The sequence below is a fragment of the Ancylomarina euxina genome, from assembly GCF_003863355.1.
Taxonomy (GTDB): domain Bacteria; phylum Bacteroidota; class Bacteroidia; order Bacteroidales; family Marinifilaceae; genus Ancylomarina; species Ancylomarina euxinus.
The window spans coordinates 112,762-135,059 of sequence record NZ_QQWG01000011.1 but is presented as its reverse complement, the minus strand read 5'-3'; the positions used below and the strand labels follow the sequence as shown (position 1 = coordinate 135,059).

Sequence of the window (22,298 nt, the reverse complement as noted above, 5' to 3'; positions counted from 1 at the left end):
AATGCTGATAACTGAAGATTTCAGGTATCTATAGCAATGGGGTTCCACCTCTTCCCATCCCGAACAGAGAAGTTAAGCCCATTAGCGCCGATGGTACTGCCGAAAGGTGGGAGAGTAGGTCGATGCCGACCTTTAAGCGTCTTGTTTCCAATGGAAGCAAGACGCTTTTTTTTAGATTAAAGAATATTCTATAGAAATAAGGTTTCTATTTGAATTAAAAATATAAATCAACCTTCGTGTTGATGACAATTTCAGGTATCTATAGCAATAGGGTTCCACCTCTTCCCATCCCGAACAGAGAAGTTAAGCCTATTAGCGCCGATGGTACTGCCGAAAGGTGGGAGAGTAGGTCGATGCCGACCTTTATGCGTCTTGTTTCTAACGAAGCAAGACGCTTTTTTTATGCAATAAAATCTGATGGTATTAAGACTATGTTTACACAAAAATACTTCCTTAAAACAGTGTAAATAAGACAAAAACAAAGCTTCTCATTTAGTAATATCTTTTATTTCTATACACTCCTAAATCTGTTTTCGACTTGGATTATATTTTTTTGATATCTATTCCTTAATAAATCAAAATTAAAAACCTTTGACATGAGCATTTTGGCTTTATTAACTTATTTTTGTTTCTAATCTTTATAATTTTGTAGATCATTATCAAAACATATCGAATTGAAAGCATTTACTAGTAAAATATTTGTTGGGTTGTTTATTTCTTCCCTAATTTATTCATGTGCAAACATGGGATATCCTATTGGTGGACCTAAGGATGAAGAGTCTCCTGTTGTTGAAAAAACAAGTCCTTCCAATTTTTCAACAGAAGTTAAAGGGGGAAAGGTGAATATCTATTTCAATGAATTTGTGCAATTGAAGGATATCAACGAAAAATTTGTTGTTTCTCCACCTCTTGATAGAAAGCCCACTGTGAATTTACGTGGTAAATCTATTTATGTTGATATGGGTGATAGTTTAAAAGCCCATACAACTTATACACTGGATTTTGCCGATGGTATTGCTGATAATAATGAAGGTAATCCTTTAGGTAATTTTAAGTATGTATTTTCTACAGGGAAGGAATTGGATTCTTTAAGTATACAAGGACATGCCGTTAATGCGTTTACTAATCTTCCAATTGAGAAAGTTCAGATTTATGCTTATTCTAATCATCAGGATTCAGTGCCTCTAACAACAATTCCAGATTATGTTGCTCAAACGGATACCGCAGGTCATTTTAATCTAAGTAATTTAAAAGCTGGAACTTATAAATTATTCGCATTAGTCGATGGAAATCGAGATTATAAGTATAATGGGCCAGGTGAGATTATTGGATTTTTAGATACTCTGTTAACCCCAGCAGCTCAAACTTTCCAAAAACTGGATAGTATTACTCCGGATTCATCGGCCCTTAGAACTTATACGGCTTTTAGTCCTGCTGATTTGCATATTAATTTATTTGAGGAGGAAAACCCGTTGTTGTACCTTACTAAATTCAATCGCTCCAGACGTGAGAAGCTAGATTTTGAGTTCTCTTATAAAAGAACTGATTATTTAAAAATTGATATTTTAGATATAGAGGACGATGCGAGTAGTTTTCTGATAGAGAGTAATAGTACCCGAGACACCTTATCGTATTGGTTTGTTGATTCTAATATTTACAAGAGGGATACTTTAATTGCTGTACTGAACTATTTAAAAACTGACTCAACTAAACAACTTGTTAGTTTTAGTGACACTTTAAAGTTAAATTTTAAAGATCCTAAAAAGGCAAAGCAAACAAAGAAGCAGACTGAGAAAGCCAAAATTAAGAAACCTGTTTTTGAGTTTAAATCGAATTTGAAATCTATTCATGATCTTAATAAAAGTGTTGAATTTGAGTTCAACGAACCTTTATCTAGCTTTATCCTAGATAGTATTCATCTCGTTAAAATGGTCGATACTCTAGAGGTTGCTGTTCCTTTTAATTTTGTGAAAGATTCGGCTTTATTACGTACCTATCATATGAATGTGAAATGGGAATCTGAAACTAATTACCGTTTAGATATTGATTCAGCTACTTTTGAAAATATTTATGCTTTAAAAAGTGATGCTTTCACCAAGAAATTTAAAACGAAAGAACTTGAATTCTATGGGAAGATTCTTTTGAAAGTTGAGCATGTTCATCAACCTGTAATTGTGCAGATCATCGAGAATAATAAGAATGAAAGTCTCGTTCAGAGTAAAAAGATTTATGCTGACGGGCTACTCACTTTTGACTATCTTGAACCTAAAACCTATATCATAAAAATTATTGAAGATTGGAATGATAATGGAAAATGGGATACGGGTAACTATAATCTAAAACTTCAGCCAGAGACCGTTCATTATTTCCGTAAGGAGATAAAGGTACGCTCTAATTGGGACGTTGAAGAGAATGTTGTAATATCTCACGAACACTAAACACTTACTATATATGTCAGCACTTTTGGAATTTGCAATTTTTCCCACGGATAAAGGAGATAGCGTTAGTCAATATGTAAGTCAGGTAATTGATATGATTCGCGAAAGCGGTGTTGATTATCAATTAACGGCAATGGGTACTCTTATAGAAACAGAGACTTTTCCTGAAGCATTGGATATTGTGAATAAAGCTTATGCTATTCTTGAGCCACATTCTGATCGAGTTTATTCAAGCATGACAGTTGATATTCAGAAAAACAAACATAATCGTCTTAAATCTAAGGTCGATGCGATTGAGAAGAAAATAGGTAAGGTTAATCTTTAATATTTCTGATTTGAGATATATTCTTTTTATCCTCGTATTAATTTGTTCGATTGGTCAATTAAAATCTCAGGAGAAATCTGGGATTGAGAATTTTGCTTTTCAGTCGGGTGAAAAATTGACTTTTAGAGGCTACTATAATTGGGGCTTTTTATGGGTTGCTGCAGGAGAAGTTAAGCTGGAAGTTAAAAACGAATTATACTCTGACAAGCCAGCCTATAAAATTGAAGCTTTAGGGAGAAGTTTAAAGGCTTTTGATTGGTTTTTCAAGTTACGTGATACAATTTCATGTTACGTTGATACAACGAGTTTAAAACCTTTTTATTTCGATCGCAAAACGCATGAAGGAGACTATATTGCTCGACATGAATATTGGTTTGATTACGATAAGGATCAGATATACTCGAAAATTAGAAAAAGACAAAAACCTGAAAAAAAAGATACACTTGAGAATAAAACGATCAGCTCTGATATTGTATCGGTTGCTTATTATACCCGTAACTTAGATTTTTCAAAATATAAAAAGAAAGAAAAAATTCCGCTGCGAATGCTGATTGATAACGAGGTTCATAATCTATATATCAGATATAAAGGGATAGAAAACGTGAAGCTTAAAAGTGGGGAAGTTTATGAGTGTTTAAAATTTTCTCCAATGTTGGTAAAAGGACATCTTTTTCAAGGTGGAGAGGATATGACCATTTGGGTGAGTAACGATAGAAACCGAGTTCCAATTATGGTCGAGGCAAAAGTATTAATCGGAAGTGTTAAAGGCCTTCTTAATTCATACGAAGGCCTAAGATCAACACGAAATTCTCATTTTAAGAAACGATCAGGAAAAGTAGAACTTGATTAGACAATCGATTTAATCAATCTTTATTTCAAAGAGTTTAGACCATCGTTTTCCTGTTACAAATAGGCGATTATTTATAGAATCGTAAGCGATACCATTTAGAACGTCATCACCTTTGATTAGTTTGCGTTTTTCGGCTGGGGATAAAATATTTTCTAGATTTAAATTCGCTTCAACTCGTCCTGTTTTAGGATTGATTACAACAATGGTGTCGGTTAACCAGACATTGGCGTAAATTTTACCATTGATATACTCTAACTCATTTAAAGTATCCACTAGCCCTTTTTCGTCGTAAACTTCTATATCACCAATTTTACTGTAGCTCTTCGGATCGACAAGCGTTAGTATATTACTCCCATCAGAAATAACAAGTTGGTTATTCATGGTTGTAATTCCCCATGCCTGTCCGTTTGTAGTTGGAGGCTTAAAATAATCTTTCTGAGAAAAATCTTCAGCATCAATTACAAAAGCCTTAGATTCTCTCCAAGTTAACTGGATGATATTCCCACCGTAATAAGTGATCCCTTCTCCGAAATAATTAGGTTCTAGTTTTCTATCAAAAACACTGTTGCCCTTTGGGATATCAATTTTTCTAAGTGTTGACTCGCCATATTGACCAGTTCCTTCGTATAAGTATCCATCATGGTAGAATAAGCCTTGAGTATAGGATTTTACATCATGTGGAAAGGTATTAACAATTTTATAGGTCAATTCCTTAGGCGCAATATTCGATTTAAGATTGTAATACGATGAGATATTTCCGACTTTACCATCCTTGTGATAAGCCATCAGTTGAAAATTATGCTTCCCCATTGTTTTTTCTTTTGCAATATGTGAAAAAGTCCAGGGTTTAGATAAAATTGTTTGGTTTACCTTACCATCAATGAATAGTTGTAAGGAATCGATAGCTTCTGAATTCTGTCTTTTTTTGATTGAAATTTCAATTGTATCTCCTTGAGCAAAAAGCTTGGCACGCTGTGGATTCTTTAACTTTAAACTATGTATGTACTCTACAACTTTAATTTGAGCTTCGTTTTCTGTTTTAGATAAAGTTTTATGAGCTCCGTTTCCATTACAAGCTGTAAGTGAAACAAGACATAAGTAGATAATAAGAGATTGAAGTTTCATATTTTAAGAAAGAGGTGAAATTATAGTAAACGAGAGTAAACTCCGAAGATCAAAGTTAAACTAATGATATTAATTTAACAATTGATTAAAAAAAAGCTGCTCAATATTTATTGAGCAGCTTTTGTATTATTGAATGATTTCCCATTCGGAACCGTCTTTTGTATCCTTTATGGCAATACCATAACTGCTTAATTCGTTACGAATTTTATCGGCAGTTGCCCAATCTTTATTTAGCTTAGCTTCGTTTCGTGTTGTTAGTAATAAGGAAATAAGCTTGTCTAAAATCTCATTGGTTCCCCCATCATCTTCTTTTTCATTTTTCAATCCCAACACATCGTAAACTAAGTCTTGATAAAGTTTCTTAAGTGATTCAAGCTGTTCAGCAGTGATTTGTTCTTTTCCAGCTGCTAATGAGTTGATCATTTTCACGCCATCGAAAAGATGAGCAATTAGAATTGGCGTATTAATATCGTCATTTAATGCAGCATAAGCTTTAGTTTTTAGCTCTTCAACATTAACTGTTGATTCTGCAGCTGCTTTAATTTTATCAAGTGTTGCTACAGCAGTCATTAATCTACTAAAGCCTTTTTCTGCAGCTTTAAGTGCATCATTCGAAAAATCGAGAGGACTGCGGTAGTGAGCTTGTAAAATGAAGAATCGAATAGTCATAGGACTATAAGCTTGCTCTAACACATCATTATCACCAGCAAAAAGTTGATCAAGTGTAATGAAATTACCCAATGATTTTCCCATTTTCTGACCATTGATTGTGATCATGTTATTATGCATCCAATAACGGACAGCTTCGTGACCATGCGCACCAGTTGACTGTGCAATCTCACATTCGTGGTGTGGGAATTGCAAATCTAATCCACCACCATGAATATCGAATTCTGCACCTAAATATTTTTGACTCATAGCCGAACACTCAAGATGCCATCCAGGGAAACCATCGCTCCATTTTGAAGGCCATCGCATGATATGCTCAGGATTGGCTTTTTTCCAAAGTGCAAAGTCAAAGCTATTTTTCTTTTCGCTTTGTCCCTCTAACTCACGAGTATTCGAAATTAGATCTTCAATTTTTCTACCAGAAAGCTTACCGTAATCGTGTTGTTTACTATAAGATTCTACATCGAAATATACAGAGCCATTACTTTCGTAGGCAAAACCATTCTCAAACAATTTATCGATAACCTCCATTTGTTCGATGATATGGCCCGAGGCCCGAGGTTCTATACTTGGCTTTAGAACATTCAAATCGTCCATATTTTTGTGGTAACGATCAGTGAAAAACTGAACCACTTCCATAGGTTCCAACTCTTCTAAACGAGCTTTCTGTGCAATTTTATCCTCTCCTTCGTCAGCATCATTAACCAGGTGTCCTACGTCGGTAATGTTACGAACGTAACGCACTTTATAGCCAGAATGCTTTAAAAAACGGAATAATATATCGAAAGTAATTGCTGGACGAGAGTGACCTAAATGAGCATCACCATAAACAGTAGGACCACAAACATATAATCCAACATGTCCGGGGTTAATAGGCGTAAACAGCTCTTTCTTTCGGCTGAGTGTATTGTAAATTTGCAAATTATTTTCCATCGTCATTGTATTTAAATATCAGCAATTCATACTTGTTGATATACAGCTTAAAATAGTCAAAAGAATGATCGGTTTCTTTTGGGTGTGTAAAATTATAAAAAAATATGGCTTCAAAGGCTGATTATAAGCAATAATAGTCGTACGGAAGAGATAGTTAACTATTTCTCACTCATTACCACCTCGAATCTTCGAGTTAAAACTTCTCCCTTGTCATCTATTAATGTGAGAGTATGTTTGCCAAAACCAGCAAGCACTTCTTTTTCATGAACATCATTAGTGCTGCCTAAATATTCATTATCTATATGCCAATAAATCGTTGCGCCAGGGATACTATGAGCTGCCTGGAAAATTGAACGCTCGAGCAAGCCTCCAAAATTCTTAGGTATAAAAAGGCGGGTGTTATTCTTGGGGTAAATAATATCAATGTTTTCATTTCCCTGACTCATGCAAGCTTCTAAATAGGGAGGTCGAGATTGGTATAAGGGATTTTTCCTTTGATAATACCATTCCATTGCTGGAGGTAAAACCAGATACGATTTCTGGATCATATCGCTAACACGGTAGCAATCGGCATTTACTCTATATTGACCCGTTTTGTCTAAATTGATTTGTTTACAATAGGGGCAAACATCTGTTCGTTCTCCGGGAATTGCAATATCTAGACTGTCTATTTCACTGCAATTGAATGAAGCTTTGTAGCCACTCTTTTTACAAACAGCAACTTTCAACATGTCGTCGTAAGGTTTATTGAACCAAGTGCTAGTTGGGAGCGATTTAAAAATATCAAATAAAACGGGTGCTGCTGTTGCACCACCTGTTAAGCCCGGTCGTCCCTCGCCATCGGCATTGCCGACCCATACAGCAACAACATATTCGGGTGTAACACCAACCGACCATGCATCACGATGACCAAAGCTCGTTCCTGTTTTCCATGCGATTTTGCGTGATGAATTATACTGGCTCCAATTGACACCATCGATGGGTCTATCCATTTCGTTTAAAGCCTCGAAAGTGTGATAAACGGGAGCAGCTCCCATCATATCATTGAAAGATTTGTTTTGGATGGTATAAGCAAATGATGATTTATAGGAAGCTGGAAAATACAAATCGCTTGAATATTCTGAACTCCCATCCGTGTAGAATTGTAACATTCTACTCAGGCTGGCATAAATGCTTCCAAGATCCCATAAACTCACCTCTGCACCTCCCAATATTAAACTCAAACCATAATTATCAGCTGATCGATTAATGCTTGTGAAACCTAGTTCTCTAAGCTTATTCCGAAATTTATCAACTCCATATTTTTGAAGCATCAAAACGGCAGGAATATTTAAGGATCTTGCTAATGCATCGCTGGCTTTTACGGCACCATCGTGCTTTTTATTAAAATTCTTTGGTGCATAGCCTGATATTTGAGTGGGGATATCGGCTAATAAGGTGTGTGGCAAAAGTTCCGATTCCTTAATCATTAAGGAATAAAGGAATGGTTTGAGAATGCTTCCTGAACTGCGATTGCAAGAGATTAAATCGACCTGATGGCCTGAATTGATATCTGCGCCTGGTGTATTCCCTACATAGGCAAGTACTTTTCCCGATTTGACATCAATAATTAGTGCGGCTGCATTCTGAATTTGATTTTCTCTAAGTCGCAAGTAATGTTGCTCAATAATTCGGTTACAGGATTCCTGAATATTGATATCCAAACTTGTTTGAATCGATTTGCCTTGTTGTCCGTCGTTGATGGCGCGGGTTAATAAGTGAGGTGCTAATTGAGGTAAAGCTTTGGGTTTTTGTGGCAATTCCTCAGCTTTAGCCAATTCGCAGGTTAAGGAATCGATAATGTCATTTTTAGCCAACTTATCCAACAGTCGGTTTCGTTTTGCTAATAATATTTCATGGTTTTTACCTGGATATATTAATGATGGCGAATTTGGAAGAACCGCTAAAGTGGCTGTTTCTCCCCAAGAGAGTTTACTTGAAGAGCGGCCATAATATCGCCAAGAGGCCGTTTCCAATCCCACAACATTACCTCCAAATGGGGCATGTGAGGCATATAAATTTAGAATCTCTTTTTTTGAGAAGGATAATTCCAATCTCACAGACAGCACAAATTCGATCAGTTTCTGATACAAATTTCTTTGCTTGCCATCCCGACTCATACGAATAAGCTGTTGCGTTATAGTGCTACCTCCACTGACGATGTGATTAGCTGAAATATTCTGAGCTAAAGCTCTACCAATAGAAAGTGGATTAACTCCTGGATGATAATAGAAATATTGGTCTTCGAAATAAAGGAGCGCCTGTTCGTATTTATAGGGAATACTATCGCTTGCAGGAAATCGCCATTGCTCATCGGGAGCGATTTGTGCTGCCAGCAAATGATTGTTTCGATCGAATAGTAAACTTGAATAAGGCGTATTAAATATCGGCTGGGGTAAGCTAAGCCAAAACCAAATTAGTAAAACAAGGAAACTCCCAAACTTAATGAGGTTTGGAAGTTTTAAGTATGACTTTAAGGCTTGGGGTTTCATTAAACGTCAGATAATAAATTATACAAGTCTATTGGATATGTAACAAAAAACTGGACTTTAAATTAAGCCGCGATTATATGTTTAGATTTTCCATATTGATCTGGGGTTAAATAGCCCAAAACAGAATGTCTTCTTTGTTTATTATACCATACTTCTGTCCAAATCTATTTCTAATGCAACTTCATTAGGTTTGCGTCCACTTAAACATAGGTTCACAACCATTGTCTTGAACTCTTTATCATACTTCCTTCTTACTTTTCCTCTCATAACGTAAAGATAAGGGCTTAATTTAATGTCCAGTCAAATGCACCTATTCCAGGATAGACAAATAGTCAGAATTATAGTTTTACGATTCATTGTTTGGGTTTTATTTTTTCAAGATATTTTATTATTCAAAAGATCATTTTTTGCTTTGTCAATGTTGATATTGGGCAAAAAAGCAAATATTCAAGCTTTGTCACTATTGATATTGGGTGAAAAAGCAATTATTTAGGCTTTATCAATATTGGTATTGATAAAAAAAACAATTTTTCATGTTTTGTACTTTGTACAATGATCAAAAAAACAATTTTTCGAACATTGTACTTCTTACATCGATCAAAAAGCTAATTTGCTGCTTTTATCCACCGCTGCCGCACGATTTTATCGTGTGGTTTTATTTTTTTAATCAAGGCACGCGATACTACCGAAACGAAGTGGAGATCAGCGAAGCTAATCGCGCACCAGCGAAAGGAAAAATTACGTGTGACATGGCAATAAAATGAGTTTTGCATTATCAGTCACGAATACAAAATACGTTTCTATTCCACTGCTTTTATCGTATCACTTGCTGTTTGCTTAATAGCCGTTTCCACAACAGGTATGGCAGAGATTACCTCTACCCATTGTCCTGCTTGGCTAGCGTTAATATCATTATCGTACATGGCTTCGCAATATACCGTTGGCAAATAAAATCGACCCAAATATGCTGCATTCAATATCACCTTATAGGTTTTAGTTTTATTCTTTTCGATATCAAAATAAGTATAAACCCTATCGTCTCTTATGTCCTGATAGCGCGATTTATCGCCCGCTTTTATTGTTGTGTTCCCTTCCAGTCTGAGGTTGCGAATTTCCCAACCCGATGGGAATATCTGGCTTAAAGCCATTTCTTTATAATCAACCTTAATACCAGGGTGAGAGATACTCACTTCGGCAATAAAATCGCTGCCTTGTACCAAGCGACTTGGGTTTAGTTTTTTACCATCAAGCGTATAATAATTGATGTTCATTTTTAAATTATTCGACGAAGAGGTCGAATCGCCCACCAATGGAATACCTTTTAATTGCAGCTTTGCAAATAAGACCTGATTGCTAGTGTTTGTGACCTTTACTTGATGCGAATTAATGGCATCAACAGTCAATTCTGATTGCGAGATAGGAGATGTTGTATTTATCGATTTAGCCTCCTTATTATCGAGCGTAAATTCATATTTTAAATCAATTTTGTCCGCACCTACGCCAACAAATTTAGAAATAGCTAAAAGCGAATAGGCTGTGGTTTGGGTACTCATCCATTTGTTCGAAGATAATTTATCAGCCAAATCATCAAGAACTGTTTTTGCCTTTACTTTGTTATTCATCAATACCAAAGTCTCCAATATCATGGCCTGATCGCGCTCCGAACTACCGTATGAATAGGACATTTCTTTATAATCGTTCACGCTAATATCTAAATTAGAAATCATGTCTTTGGCTACATTTTCGCGACCCGATAACTGATAGGCTGCTGCCAATCTCCATCGTGATACGGTTGACAAATTATTCATCTCTCGCATTCTGTTCATGGCGCCAAGTGCTGGTTTGCCAGCCAAGGCTAAAGTGTATAGTCTGTAAGCCTGTATCAACTGTCCACTTCTGAAATAATAATCTTGATTACTCTGAGTCCAATCGTTAGAACGCTTGCTCTGGAACGAAATCCATTTATCCAAAAATCCGACAGGCAATTGGTAACCTTGGGCCTTGGCCTCTAACATAAAATGCCCTGCATAATTCGTTCCCCAATCGCTTGGCTGCTCATTATACGAATCAGGCCAATAAGTCATACCGCCGTCAGTCAATTGGAATTTCTTTAAACGTTTGATGCCTTCGCGGATGTTGTCTTCGATCTTTTGCTTATCCTCTTCGCTGATTTCCATCAGTTTTGCCAAATGTAATTGTGGGAAAACCGAGGATGTGGTTTGCTCAATACAGCCGTGTGGGTATCGAATCAAATACTCAAGTCGTTGCCCCAAATTAATAGCAGGAATTCGTGAAATCTCAAGTATGCTTTTATTGGTGCCTTCAACACCAATGGCTTTAAAATTCTCTTCCCAAGTCTGGCCTGGCTCAATAGCATATTCAAGCACTTTATGAATTGAAGGATTAGGTAGGCGAACATCTATTTCAACAGGATATTCAGCACGTTCGTTACCACTTGTAGCCACAATTTTGACCTTTCCCATGCCGATATTTTCACTCAAGAGTAAATCGAAATAGAGCATTTGTTCGCCTTGCTTTTCGAAAGTTAAATTTTGAGATTTATTACCTTTTACCTTAAACAGCTCATTGGTTTCCAGGCTTACTTTTACATTTTTAATATCATCCTTCATCGTAAAAATGGTGACAGGCAACCTCAGGCTTTCGCCAGGGCCAACAACACGAGGCAGAGTACCCAATACCATCAGTGGCTTTTTAACAGGACAAACCTTTTGAGTTTTTCCATAGGAGCCATTATCTCCAGCAACCAACATGACCTTTACAGAGCCAATATAATTTGGCATGGTAAATTCATGGGTTCTCGATCCTGATTCCAACTCAAATGGGCCAACAAATTTTACTACGGGTTTAAATCGATTTGCTTTTTTGCCCCCTTTGTTTACCAAATCTTCATCGCCACCCAAAGCTAATAATCCCGACATCTCGCCAGTATAGGCCCCTAAAACATATTTGTACATGTCCCAGGTTTTAACTCCTAATGCTTCTTTGGTATAAAAGTTCGACCAAGCATCAGGCGTGTTAAATCGGGTCAGATCCAACAAACCTTCATCAACGATAGCCAATGTGTAGGTCATTTTTTTGCCCGCAGCTTCTTTTACTGTTATCGTATACTTTTCCTCGGGACGTAACTCGTCGTCCATTTCAATAATAGGATTCAGATGAGTTTGAGGATCTTCAACATTGATCAACTCTACACCATACAATCGAATTGGCAAATCATTATCAACCTGTTTGTAAGGCTGTATGTATGATACATGTATGTAAACATTAGGTGCCATGGCTTCGGTGGCTTCAAAACTGAAGCTATTGTTTTCTTTGGATGTTTCTACCCAGAATAATTCCTCAACTTTATCACCTGATTCAATACTGACTAAAACTTTCCCTTTTGATTTTGTTGGTAATTGTACTTTAACTTGCTCGCCAACTTTGTATTTCTTTTTATCGGTGCTAAAACTTAGCATTTCGGCTCCACCTGGAGTATTACTCGATGATTGAATCCACCAGCCTTTATAACTTGTATAAAAAGTTTTTCCAGAAGAGTGACCACTTTCTACATCGGTAATACGAATGAATTTACGCCCCCAGGTTTCGGTTCCTAAATTCAATTCATACATGGCTTCGCCGTTCTTTGTGCTGATATGTCCGGTGTGAATTAAATTACTACTTTGATTTCTCACATAGCGCGACAGTTCATCATTTGCGCTATTGTCCCACCACCATCGCCATTTGATTTCAAAAACTTCAATTTTGATGTCTTTTTTACTGACAGGGGCACCCAGTTCATCAACTGTTACAATCGGAATTAAATTGCTTTCGTTAGAATATAATGCATCGTTCCAACCTTTCCCTTTCGGGATTTTAAAACCAACATAGCTGGCAAAAGGTGAATATGGCATGCTAAAAATATCAGTACTAAAATCGCCACCTTTTTCAAAAGCACGGGTTTTAAATTTAGCCTTTAGCATTCCAGGGGCATTTCGCTTGATATTAAGGTTGAATTTCAAATTTGCTTTTCCATCAGCGTTAACGTTACCATCAAAAATGGTTTGTTCGTGAGAATCAAATTCCTTTGAAGTATCATCAAACGTATAGCCTTGATAAGTTTTAAATTGTGTTTTTTGAGCCTCTAAACTTAAATTAACATCAACTTTTAAGTTACTAGCCACTGCACCATGTAGCCAGTTAACCTGTAAATCACCAGCATTAGATTTTTTAGCTTGTAAAATTTCATCAGGAAATTCAAGTTTTATTTTCAACCGATTCGGCTTCACCGTTTCGATCTTAATTGTTTTGGTAAAACTAGCACCTCCAACTTTAACTTTTGCCAACCAATTTCCTGTTGGGGAATCAGAATCGGTAGCCGTTCTAAAGTCGTAAAACCCATTTACTGAGTTTGTTTTAACTTGGCGCTGAAAGAGTTGATTATCGGGAGAATACAAATCGAATACAACTGGGTGATCCTTGGGTAAGAATTGATTTTTATCTTCCAAAATGAAAGATACAAACAACGAATCACCTGGGCGCCAAACCCCTCGTTCTCCATAAATAAAGCCCTTTACCCCATTAGGCGTTTTACCTCCCGAGACATTAAACATGCTTAAGGATAGAGCCGAACCATCATCAAGTCTTAAATAACCCAGTTGATTGTTTTTACGAGCAATTAATAAAAATGGTTTTTTATCTGAACTCACTTCATACAAACCTTCTGCATTAGTTTTGCCTTTGGTAATAAGTTGATTTTGGTAATTGTACAATTCAATATCAACATCAGATAGCTTTTCGGTTGATACAATATCAGTAACAGCCACCCAAAGTTTGCCACCATCGCCACCTTTTGCAATGAGACCCAAATTTGAAGCCAAGACATTTCGAACAACAGAGTGTCTGTTTCTGAGGTAATATGATTTTTTACAAGGGTTATCTCTGTCAGAGTAATTATACTCTTCGTAATAATCGTTGTCTTCATCATCATAATAATAGCCCGAAGGCTCATCATATAATTTTTGTTCTGAGTCCACTACAAAAAGATCTTTCTCTTCTTCCTTTTCTTCAGAATCTGAGCATGGATAAAGAGATTGAGACATGTCGAAGCTAATATGAACCCTATAAATGGCGCCAGGTTCAGTCGCAATCATCTCAGATAAATCCAAAGAGAAAGTATTCCATTTTGAGTAATCGATATTCTTTTCGGACACTAAGGGAACCGCTTTTTTGTATACAATACGCCCCCAACGTTTTAATTCTCTATCTCCATTAAATTGGTTTTGTTGAAGAAAGTAGGGAATATTATTTTCAAATACTTTTATGATTTTAACATTCACCCCACTTAAATTCACAGCCTTAAACGGAAAAATTAAACCATTAGAGTTTGGAATAATAACACCATCGCCAATTAGTTCAACATTGGGTTTAATACTTGTAAAAGTAACTTCTGTGCGATATTCTTTTTCGAGTTGATAGCCACTTGAGTTTCTGACTCCAGTTTCAACGATCACTTCGCTTTTACCAATTAGTCGTTTTTTGGGATATATTTTTACCGTATTTGCGTTTACTTCTAACCTGAGATTCTCTCCCGACTTTAATCTTATTAATCCTTCCAAATCCTGATCTAAATCTAATGGGTCAGAAAAATAAATAAGAACGCACTGTTCTGGTGTTTGGTATAAGTGGCTCGAGCTCACTTTAAAATTTCCAAGAGGAGGAATCTCAATGGTTTTCTCACCTTTTTCCTTTACTCCAAGACTTGAACCATTCCATTGACATACTAATTCAGATCTTTTCTCACCTCGTTTTAAGCTGTCGATTGTAAATTTATGCACAGTGCCATTATGCTCCCATGCAATTTTAAGTATAGATCCATTTTGAGTTGCTGATAACACAGACTCTACTTCAGCCTCAGTAGCTATATCGGCTGTCAATATTTTACCTTCCTGCTTTTGAACTTCAAGACTCGAATCTTCATAGGCACTCATACCATCGAAGCTTACAGATATACTTTGATTTTTGACTTTAAATGCTGATTTGAAGACTTGAAGGTTTTCGGAAACAGTCAAAAGCTTACCTAGTTTAAATTCAAACTTATAATCTTGTCCTGATTTTAAATGTTTTGCTGGTCTGAATTCAATTGTTTTTCGGTCTAGCCACCATGCTTCTCCTTTTATAGATGGCGAAAAGGAGAATAAATCTCCTTTGACTTTAGTATCCTCAATATCCTCAGTCATTGCATCTCTTAGAATTATTCTAATACTGGCGTCTTTCGCAACGATTCCATTAGTATACCCAACTATATGAGCTGAAAATGCTGGATCAACTTTAGCTGGCTTGGCAGGTTTCTTATGGTTGCATTGCGTAAATACTATTAAGCTCAATAATAAAAGTAGAAATGAGTGAAATCGTTTCATAAAGGAATTAGTTAGAATTATGGAGTAAATATTCTTAAACTGAGTGTATTTGATTTATTCAGTTGTACACTTGAACAATGACAAATATAAAAATAATCCGGTATGTAAAATAAGAACTTACATCAATTATGATAGTAAAGAATTTACACAGGGATGATGGAAAACAAATACATACTCAATCCTTTTGACTACTTTTGTATTAACACTCTTAATTCAGGGTGAATTAAGTATATTTACATTTATGGTAGGAAAAAGAAAAAAAACAGAGTCCCGATATAATAAGCAAAGTTTAATGCAACAGGTGATGGAGATCTTTGCAAAAGAATCATCGAAAACTTTAAACTATAAGCAAATTGCTGCAGCTCTTGAAATAAAAGATATGGGCATTAAACGCTTAATTGTGTCGGTTTTGTACGATTTGGTTGCTTTAGATCAAATTAGTGAAGTGTCGACAGGGAAATTCAAATTGAAAGCAAAAATGGGTACAGTTGAAGGAGTGGTTGATATGACTTCTCGAGGAGCTGCCTATATTGTTTCTGAGGAAACAACAGAAGATATTTTTGTGAGTCCAGCAAATTTAAATAGAGCTTTACACGGCGACTTGGTGAAAGTCTTTTTGTTTGCACGTAGAAAAAGCAAGCAGCCAGAGGGTGAAGTTGTTGAAATTGTTAAAAGAAAGAAAACAAGCTTTGTTGGTGTTGTTCAGACATCAAAAAACTTTGCATTTTTAATTCCTCTTGGAAGAAATATGCCTCATGATATTTTTATTCCTTTATCACAACTTAATGGTGCATTAGACGGGGATAAAGCTATCGCTCAGATTACGGAATGGCCTAAGAAAGCGAAAAATCCTATTGGAAGAATTACAGATGTACTAGGAAAGTCGGGTGATAACGATACGGAGATGCATGCGATTCTTGCAGAGTTTGATTTGCCATACAAATTTCCTGAACATGTGAATGAAGCTGCAGAAGAAATCTCGGATGAAATCACCAAAGAGGAAATTGCAAAACGACGTGATTTTAGGGACATCACAACCTTTACGATCGACCCAGCTGATGCGAAAGATTTTGATGATGCTTTATCGCTTCGAAAATTAGAGAATGGGAATTGGGAAGTTGGTGTGCATATTGCCGATGTGACACATTATGTGCTTCCTGGCAGTATCATCGAACAAGAAGCCTGCGAACGTGCCACATCTGTTTATTTGGTCGATCGTGTTGTACCCATGTTACCAGAACGTTTGTCTAATGGATTGTGTTCATTGCGACCTAATGAAGAAAAACTGACTTATTCGGCAGTTTTTGAAATAGATGAGAATGCTGATGTTTATAGTACCTGGATTGGTAGAACAATTATTTGTTCTGATCGTCGATTTACATATGAGGAAGCTCAGAATGTAATAGAAACCGAAGAAGGAGATTATAAGGAAGAGATTCTTTGTCTGGATAAATTAGCTAAGAAATTAAGAGCAAGACGTTTTAAGCAGGGTGCTATTGATTTTGATCGATATGAGGTGAAATTCGATATCGATGAAAATGGAAAACCTCTGAGTGTTTATTTCAAGGAGTCGAAGGATTCAAATAAGTTGATTGAGGAGTTTATGCTTTTGGCAAACAAAAAGGTTGCAGAATCTGTTGGGCGTGTACCAAAGGGAAAAACAGCTAAAACTTTTGTTTACAGAACCCATGATCAGCCAAATACTCAAAAATTGGAGACCTTTAATAACTTTATTCACAAGTTTGGGTTTGGTATTAAAACGGCTTCACCTTCTGCTATTTCAAAATCGATGAATGAACTTTTGCATAATGTAAAAGGGAATGCCATACAAAATCTGGTAGAGACTTTGGCTATTCGATCAATGGCAAAAGCTGAGTACACAACCAATAATGTTGGGCACTATGGCTTGCATTTCGATCATTATTCGCATTTTACTTCACCAATTCGTCGTTATCCGGATATGATGGTTCATCGTTTATTAACTCAATACGAGAATCATGGAAAATCTGCAAATCAAGATAAAACAGAATCTCAGTGTAAGCATTGTAGCGATATGGAGCAACGAGCAGCACAAGCAGAGAGATCTTCAATAAAGTATAAGCAAGTTGAATTTATGCTCGATAATGTGGGAGAGGAATTTGAAGGTACCATTTCGGGCGTTACCGAATGGGGCTTTTATGTGGAGTTGAACGACAATAAATGTGAAGGAATGGTTTCTATTCGTGAGCTTGAAGATGACTATTATGAGTTTGACGAAGAGAATTACTGTATTGTTGGACGTCATCACCGAAAGATTTATCAGTTAGGTGATGATGTGAAAATTCTTGTCACTAAAGCTAATTTAGCTGCTAAACAATTAGATTTTGTTTTAGCTTAATTGACTAAAACAAGAGATATAAAAAAGGCTTCGAGCATAATGCTCGAAGCCTTTTTCTATGAATAAAATTATTGTTTAAACAGGGTTTGGAATACTTGACCAACTTTACTTACGAAGTGAATCTTGATTTTAAATTTTGAAGTATCCAGACCTTTCGAGTTATTTTTTGGAATAAAAATGTGCTTGAATCCCAGTTTTTCAGCTTCAGAAATTCGTTGGTCAATTCGATTAACAGGTCGAATTTCGCTTGAGAGTCCGATTTCACCAGCAAAGCAAACCTCTTTGGGAAGTGAAATATCCATACTCGATGAAAGAACAGCAATAATCACAGCTAAATCGATAGCAGGGTCACTAACCTTGATACCACCTGCAATATTTAAGAAAACATCTTTGGTTCCAATGCGGAATCCAGCGCGCTTTTCAAGAACAGCAAGCAACATGTTTAGGCGTCGTAAATCGAAACCCGTTGAAGATCGTTGTGGTGTACCATAAGCAGCTGTACTAACTAAAGCTTGCACTTCAATCAGAAAAGGTCGCATGCCTTCCATTGAGGCTGAAATTGCCACGCCACTTAAACTCTCATCATTTGATGAAAGCAACAACTCCGAAGGATTATCAACTTCTCTGAGACCATCACTTCGCATTTCGTATATTCCCATTTCTGAAGTCGATCCGAATCGGTTCTTTGTTGCACGAAGAATACGATACATATGATTCTGGTCTCCCTCAAACTGTAAAACAGTGTCAACAATGTGCTCTAGAATTTTTGGACCTGCTAAACTACCTTCCTTGGTAATATGACCAATTAATAGAACAGCAACTGAGGATTCTTTGGCAAAATGTAAAAGTTGAGCTGTACATTCTCTAATCTGAGAAACCGATCCAGGTGCTGAGTCCACAGATTGAGTACCCAGAGTTTGAATGGAATCTATGACTAAAACATCAGGATTCGTGTTTTTAATGTGAGAGAAAATATTTTCCATTGAGGTTTCACTCACAATAAGGCATCTGTCGTTATCCGAATTAAGTCGGTTCCCTCGCAGTTTAATTTGCTGCGCACTTTCCTCTCCTGAAATATATAGCGTGGTGTAATTCTTAAGATTCAAGGCAATTTGTAAAGCTAAAGTCGATTTACCAATTCCTGGTTCTCCACCAATCAAAACCATCGATCCTGGAACTAAACCACCTCCCAATACTCGATTCAACTCCCCATTTTGTGTATCGTAACGTGTTTCTTCCGAGGTTACAATTTCCGATATCTTTTGAGGTTTATTAGGCGTTTTACCATTGCTTCCAATGGTTTGTTTGTTGTTGGTTTTTACAATCACCTCTTCGACGAAGGTATTCCATTCGCTACACGATGGACATTTGCCAACCCATTTGGGCGACTCAACACCACAGTTCTGACAGAAAAAAGCAGTTTTTGTTTTTGGAGGCATAGCTAATAAAAGTTAAAGTAGAAAAGGGGAAAAACTTAAAGGTTTAAGGATAAAGTAAACAAAGTATAAAGAATGTGGATTACACCTATCCTCATTCGTAAATTTAAGATCTTAAATCAAAAATTGATTAGTGGGTGTTGATAATTTTATTGATGATACCCGTTGAAGAAAATCCTTCGATAAAATCCAAAGTAATAATTTCACCTCCTTTTGCTTTTACGATATCGTAGCCCACAATATCTTCAGCATTGTAATCGCTGCCTTTTACCAATATATCAGGCTGAATGAATTTTATTAAATCGTATGGAGTTTCTTCGTCGAAAAATACAACCATGTCGATAAAACCAAGTGAAGCGAGTAGTAAGGCGCGAGAGTATTCATCGTTAATAGGACGGTTTGGGCCTTTTAGTCGTTGAACTGATGCATCGGTATTTAAACCCATCACAAGCTTATGCCCCAGGTTTGAAGCTTCGGCTAAATATTCCAAGTGCCCACGATGTACAATATCGAAACAGCCATTAGTGAAGACAATCTTCTCTTCTTTAAAGCGCCAGGTTTGTAGTGTGGCAAAGGCTGATTCCTTATTGGTAAATATTTTATTCTTGATGATTTCGAGCTTAGTCATAATTTCATTTAGAGTGGAATAAACACTAAAGTTCATATTAAATTAAAAAATTCAGGGGAAGTTAATCATTCTCGATATGGCTACCAAAGAAAAAAGGCTGCTCTAAACGAACAGCCTTGTGTGTATTTTTAAACTGATTTGTTAGATCAATTTATTGGTTTCAGTATCGGGGAAAACCAGGCTAGGTTCCCAAGTTTTAGCTTCCTCAAACTCCATTGAGGCATAGGAGATGATAATAACAACATCGCCAACAGCACACTTACGAGCAGCAGGACCATTTAAACAAATTGTACCAGAACCTCTTTCACCTCTAATAACGTAGGTTTCCAGACGTTCACCATTGTTAACGTTAACAATCTGCACTTTTTCGTTTTCAATAAGGTTGGCTGCATCCATTAAATCTTCATCAATGGTTACCGATCCAACGTACTGCAGATTCGCACTGGTTACTGATGCTTTGTGAATCTTCGATTTGCAAACTTCAATATACATGTCGCTTAAAACTAAATATTATAAAGAAATATTATCTATCAATCTAACTTTTCCTACTTGAACAGTAATACAGGCAATTCGATTGTTCGAATCTTCCCATTTTTCAATGGATTTAAGACTTGTATCATCTACTATTTCAAAGTATTCAACTTCTAGATAAGCATTATTATTAATCTCGGTAATAACCCAGTCTTTTAATTGGGATACGCCAAAATCGGGCACTAAGTTACAAGCTTTAAATAAAGTTTCAGATATTTTCACAGCATTTTTTCGTTCCACCTCTGAAAGAAGCATGTTTCTAGAACTCATTGCTAGTCCATCTAACTCTCTAATAATGGGACATGCGACTATATTTATGTCTAGTTCGAGGTCTTTTGTCATCTGCTTAATAACAGCAACTTGTTGGAAATCTTTTTGGCCAAAATAGGCATTATTGGGACTAATATAATCAAATAATTTGCTCACAACTTGAGCAACCCCATTAAAATGACCTGGTCTATTCTTACCCTCCATGACCTTTTCAAGACTTCCAAAGTCGAAAACACGTGTATCTGGTTCAGGATAAACTTCTTCAACTTCAGGTATAAAAACTAAATCGGGTTGAAATCGAGATAATAATTCAAGATCCTGATCTAGAATCCTAGGATAAGTCTTTAAATCATTAGGATTATTAAACTGAGTTGGATTTACGAAAATACTAACAACCGTTATATCGTTTTCCTTTTTTGATTGTTCAACTAATGAAAGGTGTCCTTCATGCAGAGCTCCCATAGTAGGTACAAAACCTACACGTTTACCATCGGCCTTGTATTTACCAACGATTGATCGTGTTTCAGCAATTAATTTAACTATTTGCATCATTATAATTTCTCTTGCCTTGTTGAGGCAATATTAACGGCTATTTGCTGTTTGTCTTTGTAAAAAAAATACAAGCAGATGATAACAGTTTGTTATTAGTCTAGTTATTAGATTATCGCGTTATTATCTATTCAAGTACTGTTTAAAAGTATTGAATGAATGAAAGTGCAAATAAATAAAATTAATAAACACAAAATTCACTAATAGGTCATTTAATTGTACACTAGTTGTTTTAGATCAGCTTAAGTAGACGTATTACAAATTATTTTCTTAATTTTGCACGGATAATCTGTATTACAATATTAGCGATCACATGGAAAAGACAAAAGTACTGTTTGTATCACAAGAAATCATGCCTTACCTCCCTGAATCTGAGATGTCTAAAGTCGGTAGATATTTACCACAAGGAATCCAAGAGAAAGGAAAAGAAATCAGAACATTCATGCCACGATACGGTTGTATCAACGAAAGAAGAAATCAGCTACACGAAGTTATTCGTTTATCAGGTATGAATCTTATTATTGACGATACCGATCACCCATTGATAATTAAAGTAGCTTCAATTCAAGCTGCAAGAATGCAAGTTTATTTTATTGATAACGACGATTATTTTCACCGCAAGAAAGTATTATTAGAAGATGATGGTCAGGCTTTTGCTGATAACGACGAAAGAGCTATCTTTTTTGCTCGTGGAGTATTAGAGACGGTTAAGAAATTACGTTGGGCTCCAGATGTTGTTCATTGTCAAGGTTGGTTCACCGGACTTTTACCTCTATACCTTAAGAAAGCATTTAACGAAGATCCGTTATTTACTGAGACCAAAGTTGTATTTTCGATGTACGATGACGAGTTTTCAACAACATTCAGTAAGGATTTTGCTGAAAAATCATTGATTGAAGGTGTTAACTCAGATGATGTGAAGATCCTTGAAAATGCCGATTATCTGGCAATAAATAAATTGGCTATTGATTGGTCTGATGCAGTTATTATGGGAAGTCCATCTATTAATGAGGATTTACTTTCATATGCTAAAGCCTCAGGAAAAACGTTCATGGAATATAAGAATGGAGAAGAGTATATTCAAGCTTACTCTGATTTATACGATAGTTTGGTTAGCGAATAGATAACCTATTTAGAAAACATAAAGGTGAGTTTAAAACGTTTGTTTTTTACTCACCTTTTTTTCTTGCCATTATTTTTTTGTTTGTATAGAATCC

At 36.1% G+C, this 22,298-nt stretch carries 13 protein-coding genes and 2 rRNA genes; 7 read left to right on the top strand and 8 right to left on the bottom strand.

Going from position 1 to position 22,298, the window contains the following annotated elements; genetic code table 11:
- Positions 1 to 20: 20 nt before the first annotated feature.
- The 5 genes from rrf (DWB61_RS11905) to DWB61_RS11885 all read left to right on the top strand — a co-directional run bounded on the left by rrf (DWB61_RS11905) (position 21) and on the right by DWB61_RS11885 (position 3,613).
- A 5S ribosomal RNA gene (gene rrf, locus DWB61_RS11905) occupies positions 21 to 131 on the top strand.
- A gap of 120 nt (positions 132 to 251) precedes the next feature.
- Positions 252 to 362 (top strand): 5S ribosomal RNA (rrf, locus tag DWB61_RS11900).
- Positions 363 to 743: 381 nt separating this feature from the next.
- Positions 744 to 2,438: an Ig-like domain-containing domain gene (locus DWB61_RS11895; protein ID WP_125031132.1), complete on the top strand. Its 1,695-nt coding sequence runs from the start codon at positions 744 to 746 to the stop codon at positions 2,436 to 2,438.
- A 13-nt stretch (positions 2,439 to 2,451) separates the two neighbouring features.
- Entirely contained in the window at positions 2,452 to 2,763 is a 312-nt protein-coding gene (locus DWB61_RS11890) for an MTH1187 family thiamine-binding protein (RefSeq protein WP_125031131.1), read from the top strand.
- Positions 2,764 to 2,773: 10 nt separating this feature from the next.
- Complete coding sequence (locus DWB61_RS11885; RefSeq protein WP_156190243.1) at positions 2,774 to 3,613, top strand: DUF3108 domain-containing protein; 840 nt, start codon at positions 2,774 to 2,776, stop codon at positions 3,611 to 3,613.
- A gap of 9 nt (positions 3,614 to 3,622) precedes the next feature.
- Here DWB61_RS11885 and DWB61_RS11880 read toward each other — a convergent pair whose 3' ends face one another.
- The 4 genes from DWB61_RS11880 to DWB61_RS11865 form a co-directional block, all read right to left on the bottom strand.
- Positions 3,623 to 4,738: a glutaminyl-peptide cyclotransferase gene (locus DWB61_RS11880; protein ID WP_125031129.1), complete on the bottom strand. Its 1,116-nt coding sequence runs from the start codon at positions 4,736 to 4,738 to the stop codon at positions 3,623 to 3,625.
- 126 nt (positions 4,739 to 4,864) lie between these two features.
- Positions 4,865 to 6,340 carry a cysteine--tRNA ligase gene (gene cysS, locus DWB61_RS11875; protein ID WP_125031128.1) on the bottom strand — a complete coding sequence of 492 codons (1,476 nt, stop codon included), beginning with the start codon at positions 6,338 to 6,340 and terminating at the stop codon, positions 4,865 to 4,867.
- A 158-nt stretch (positions 6,341 to 6,498) separates the two neighbouring features.
- Positions 6,499 to 8,871 carry a penicillin-binding protein 1C gene (gene pbpC / locus DWB61_RS11870; RefSeq protein WP_125031127.1) on the bottom strand — a complete coding sequence of 791 codons (2,373 nt, stop codon included), beginning with the start codon at positions 8,869 to 8,871 and terminating at the stop codon, positions 6,499 to 6,501.
- An 800-nt stretch (positions 8,872 to 9,671) separates the two neighbouring features.
- Entirely contained in the window at positions 9,672 to 15,290 is a 5,619-nt protein-coding gene (locus DWB61_RS11865; protein WP_125031126.1) for an alpha-2-macroglobulin family protein, read from the bottom strand.
- Positions 15,291 to 15,594: 304 nt separating this feature from the next.
- Between DWB61_RS11865 and rnr the strand changes: the two genes are divergently transcribed.
- Positions 15,595 to 17,667, top strand: coding sequence for a ribonuclease R (rnr, locus tag DWB61_RS11860; RefSeq protein WP_231602215.1), 2,073 nt, complete (start codon positions 15,595 to 15,597; stop codon positions 17,665 to 17,667).
- A gap of 68 nt (positions 17,668 to 17,735) precedes the next feature.
- On the opposite strand, the gene radA is transcribed toward rnr, so the two are convergent.
- From radA to panC, 4 genes are all read right to left on the bottom strand, one after another.
- Complete coding sequence (gene radA / locus DWB61_RS11855; RefSeq protein ID WP_125031124.1) at positions 17,736 to 19,106, bottom strand: DNA repair protein RadA; 1,371 nt, start codon at positions 19,104 to 19,106, stop codon at positions 17,736 to 17,738.
- Between the two features lie 127 nt (positions 19,107 to 19,233).
- Positions 19,234 to 19,731 carry a D-glycero-beta-D-manno-heptose 1-phosphate adenylyltransferase gene (gene rfaE2 / locus DWB61_RS11850; protein WP_125031123.1) on the bottom strand — a complete coding sequence of 166 codons (498 nt, stop codon included), beginning with the start codon at positions 19,729 to 19,731 and terminating at the stop codon, positions 19,234 to 19,236.
- A 141-nt stretch (positions 19,732 to 19,872) separates the two neighbouring features.
- The gene (gene panD, locus DWB61_RS11845; RefSeq protein ID WP_125031122.1) at positions 19,873 to 20,223 is read right to left on the bottom strand and encodes an aspartate 1-decarboxylase; all 351 of its coding nucleotides are present in this window, start codon (positions 20,221 to 20,223) and stop codon (positions 19,873 to 19,875) included.
- An 18-nt stretch (positions 20,224 to 20,241) separates the two neighbouring features.
- The gene (panC, locus tag DWB61_RS11840; RefSeq protein WP_125031121.1) at positions 20,242 to 21,081 is read right to left on the bottom strand and encodes a pantoate--beta-alanine ligase; all 840 of its coding nucleotides are present in this window, start codon (positions 21,079 to 21,081) and stop codon (positions 20,242 to 20,244) included.
- Positions 21,082 to 21,394: 313 nt separating this feature from the next.
- Between panC and DWB61_RS11835 the strand changes: the two genes are divergently transcribed.
- Entirely contained in the window at positions 21,395 to 22,204 is an 810-nt protein-coding gene (locus DWB61_RS11835) for a glycogen/starch synthase (protein WP_125031120.1), read from the top strand.
- Positions 22,205 to 22,298: the final 94 nt, after the last annotated feature.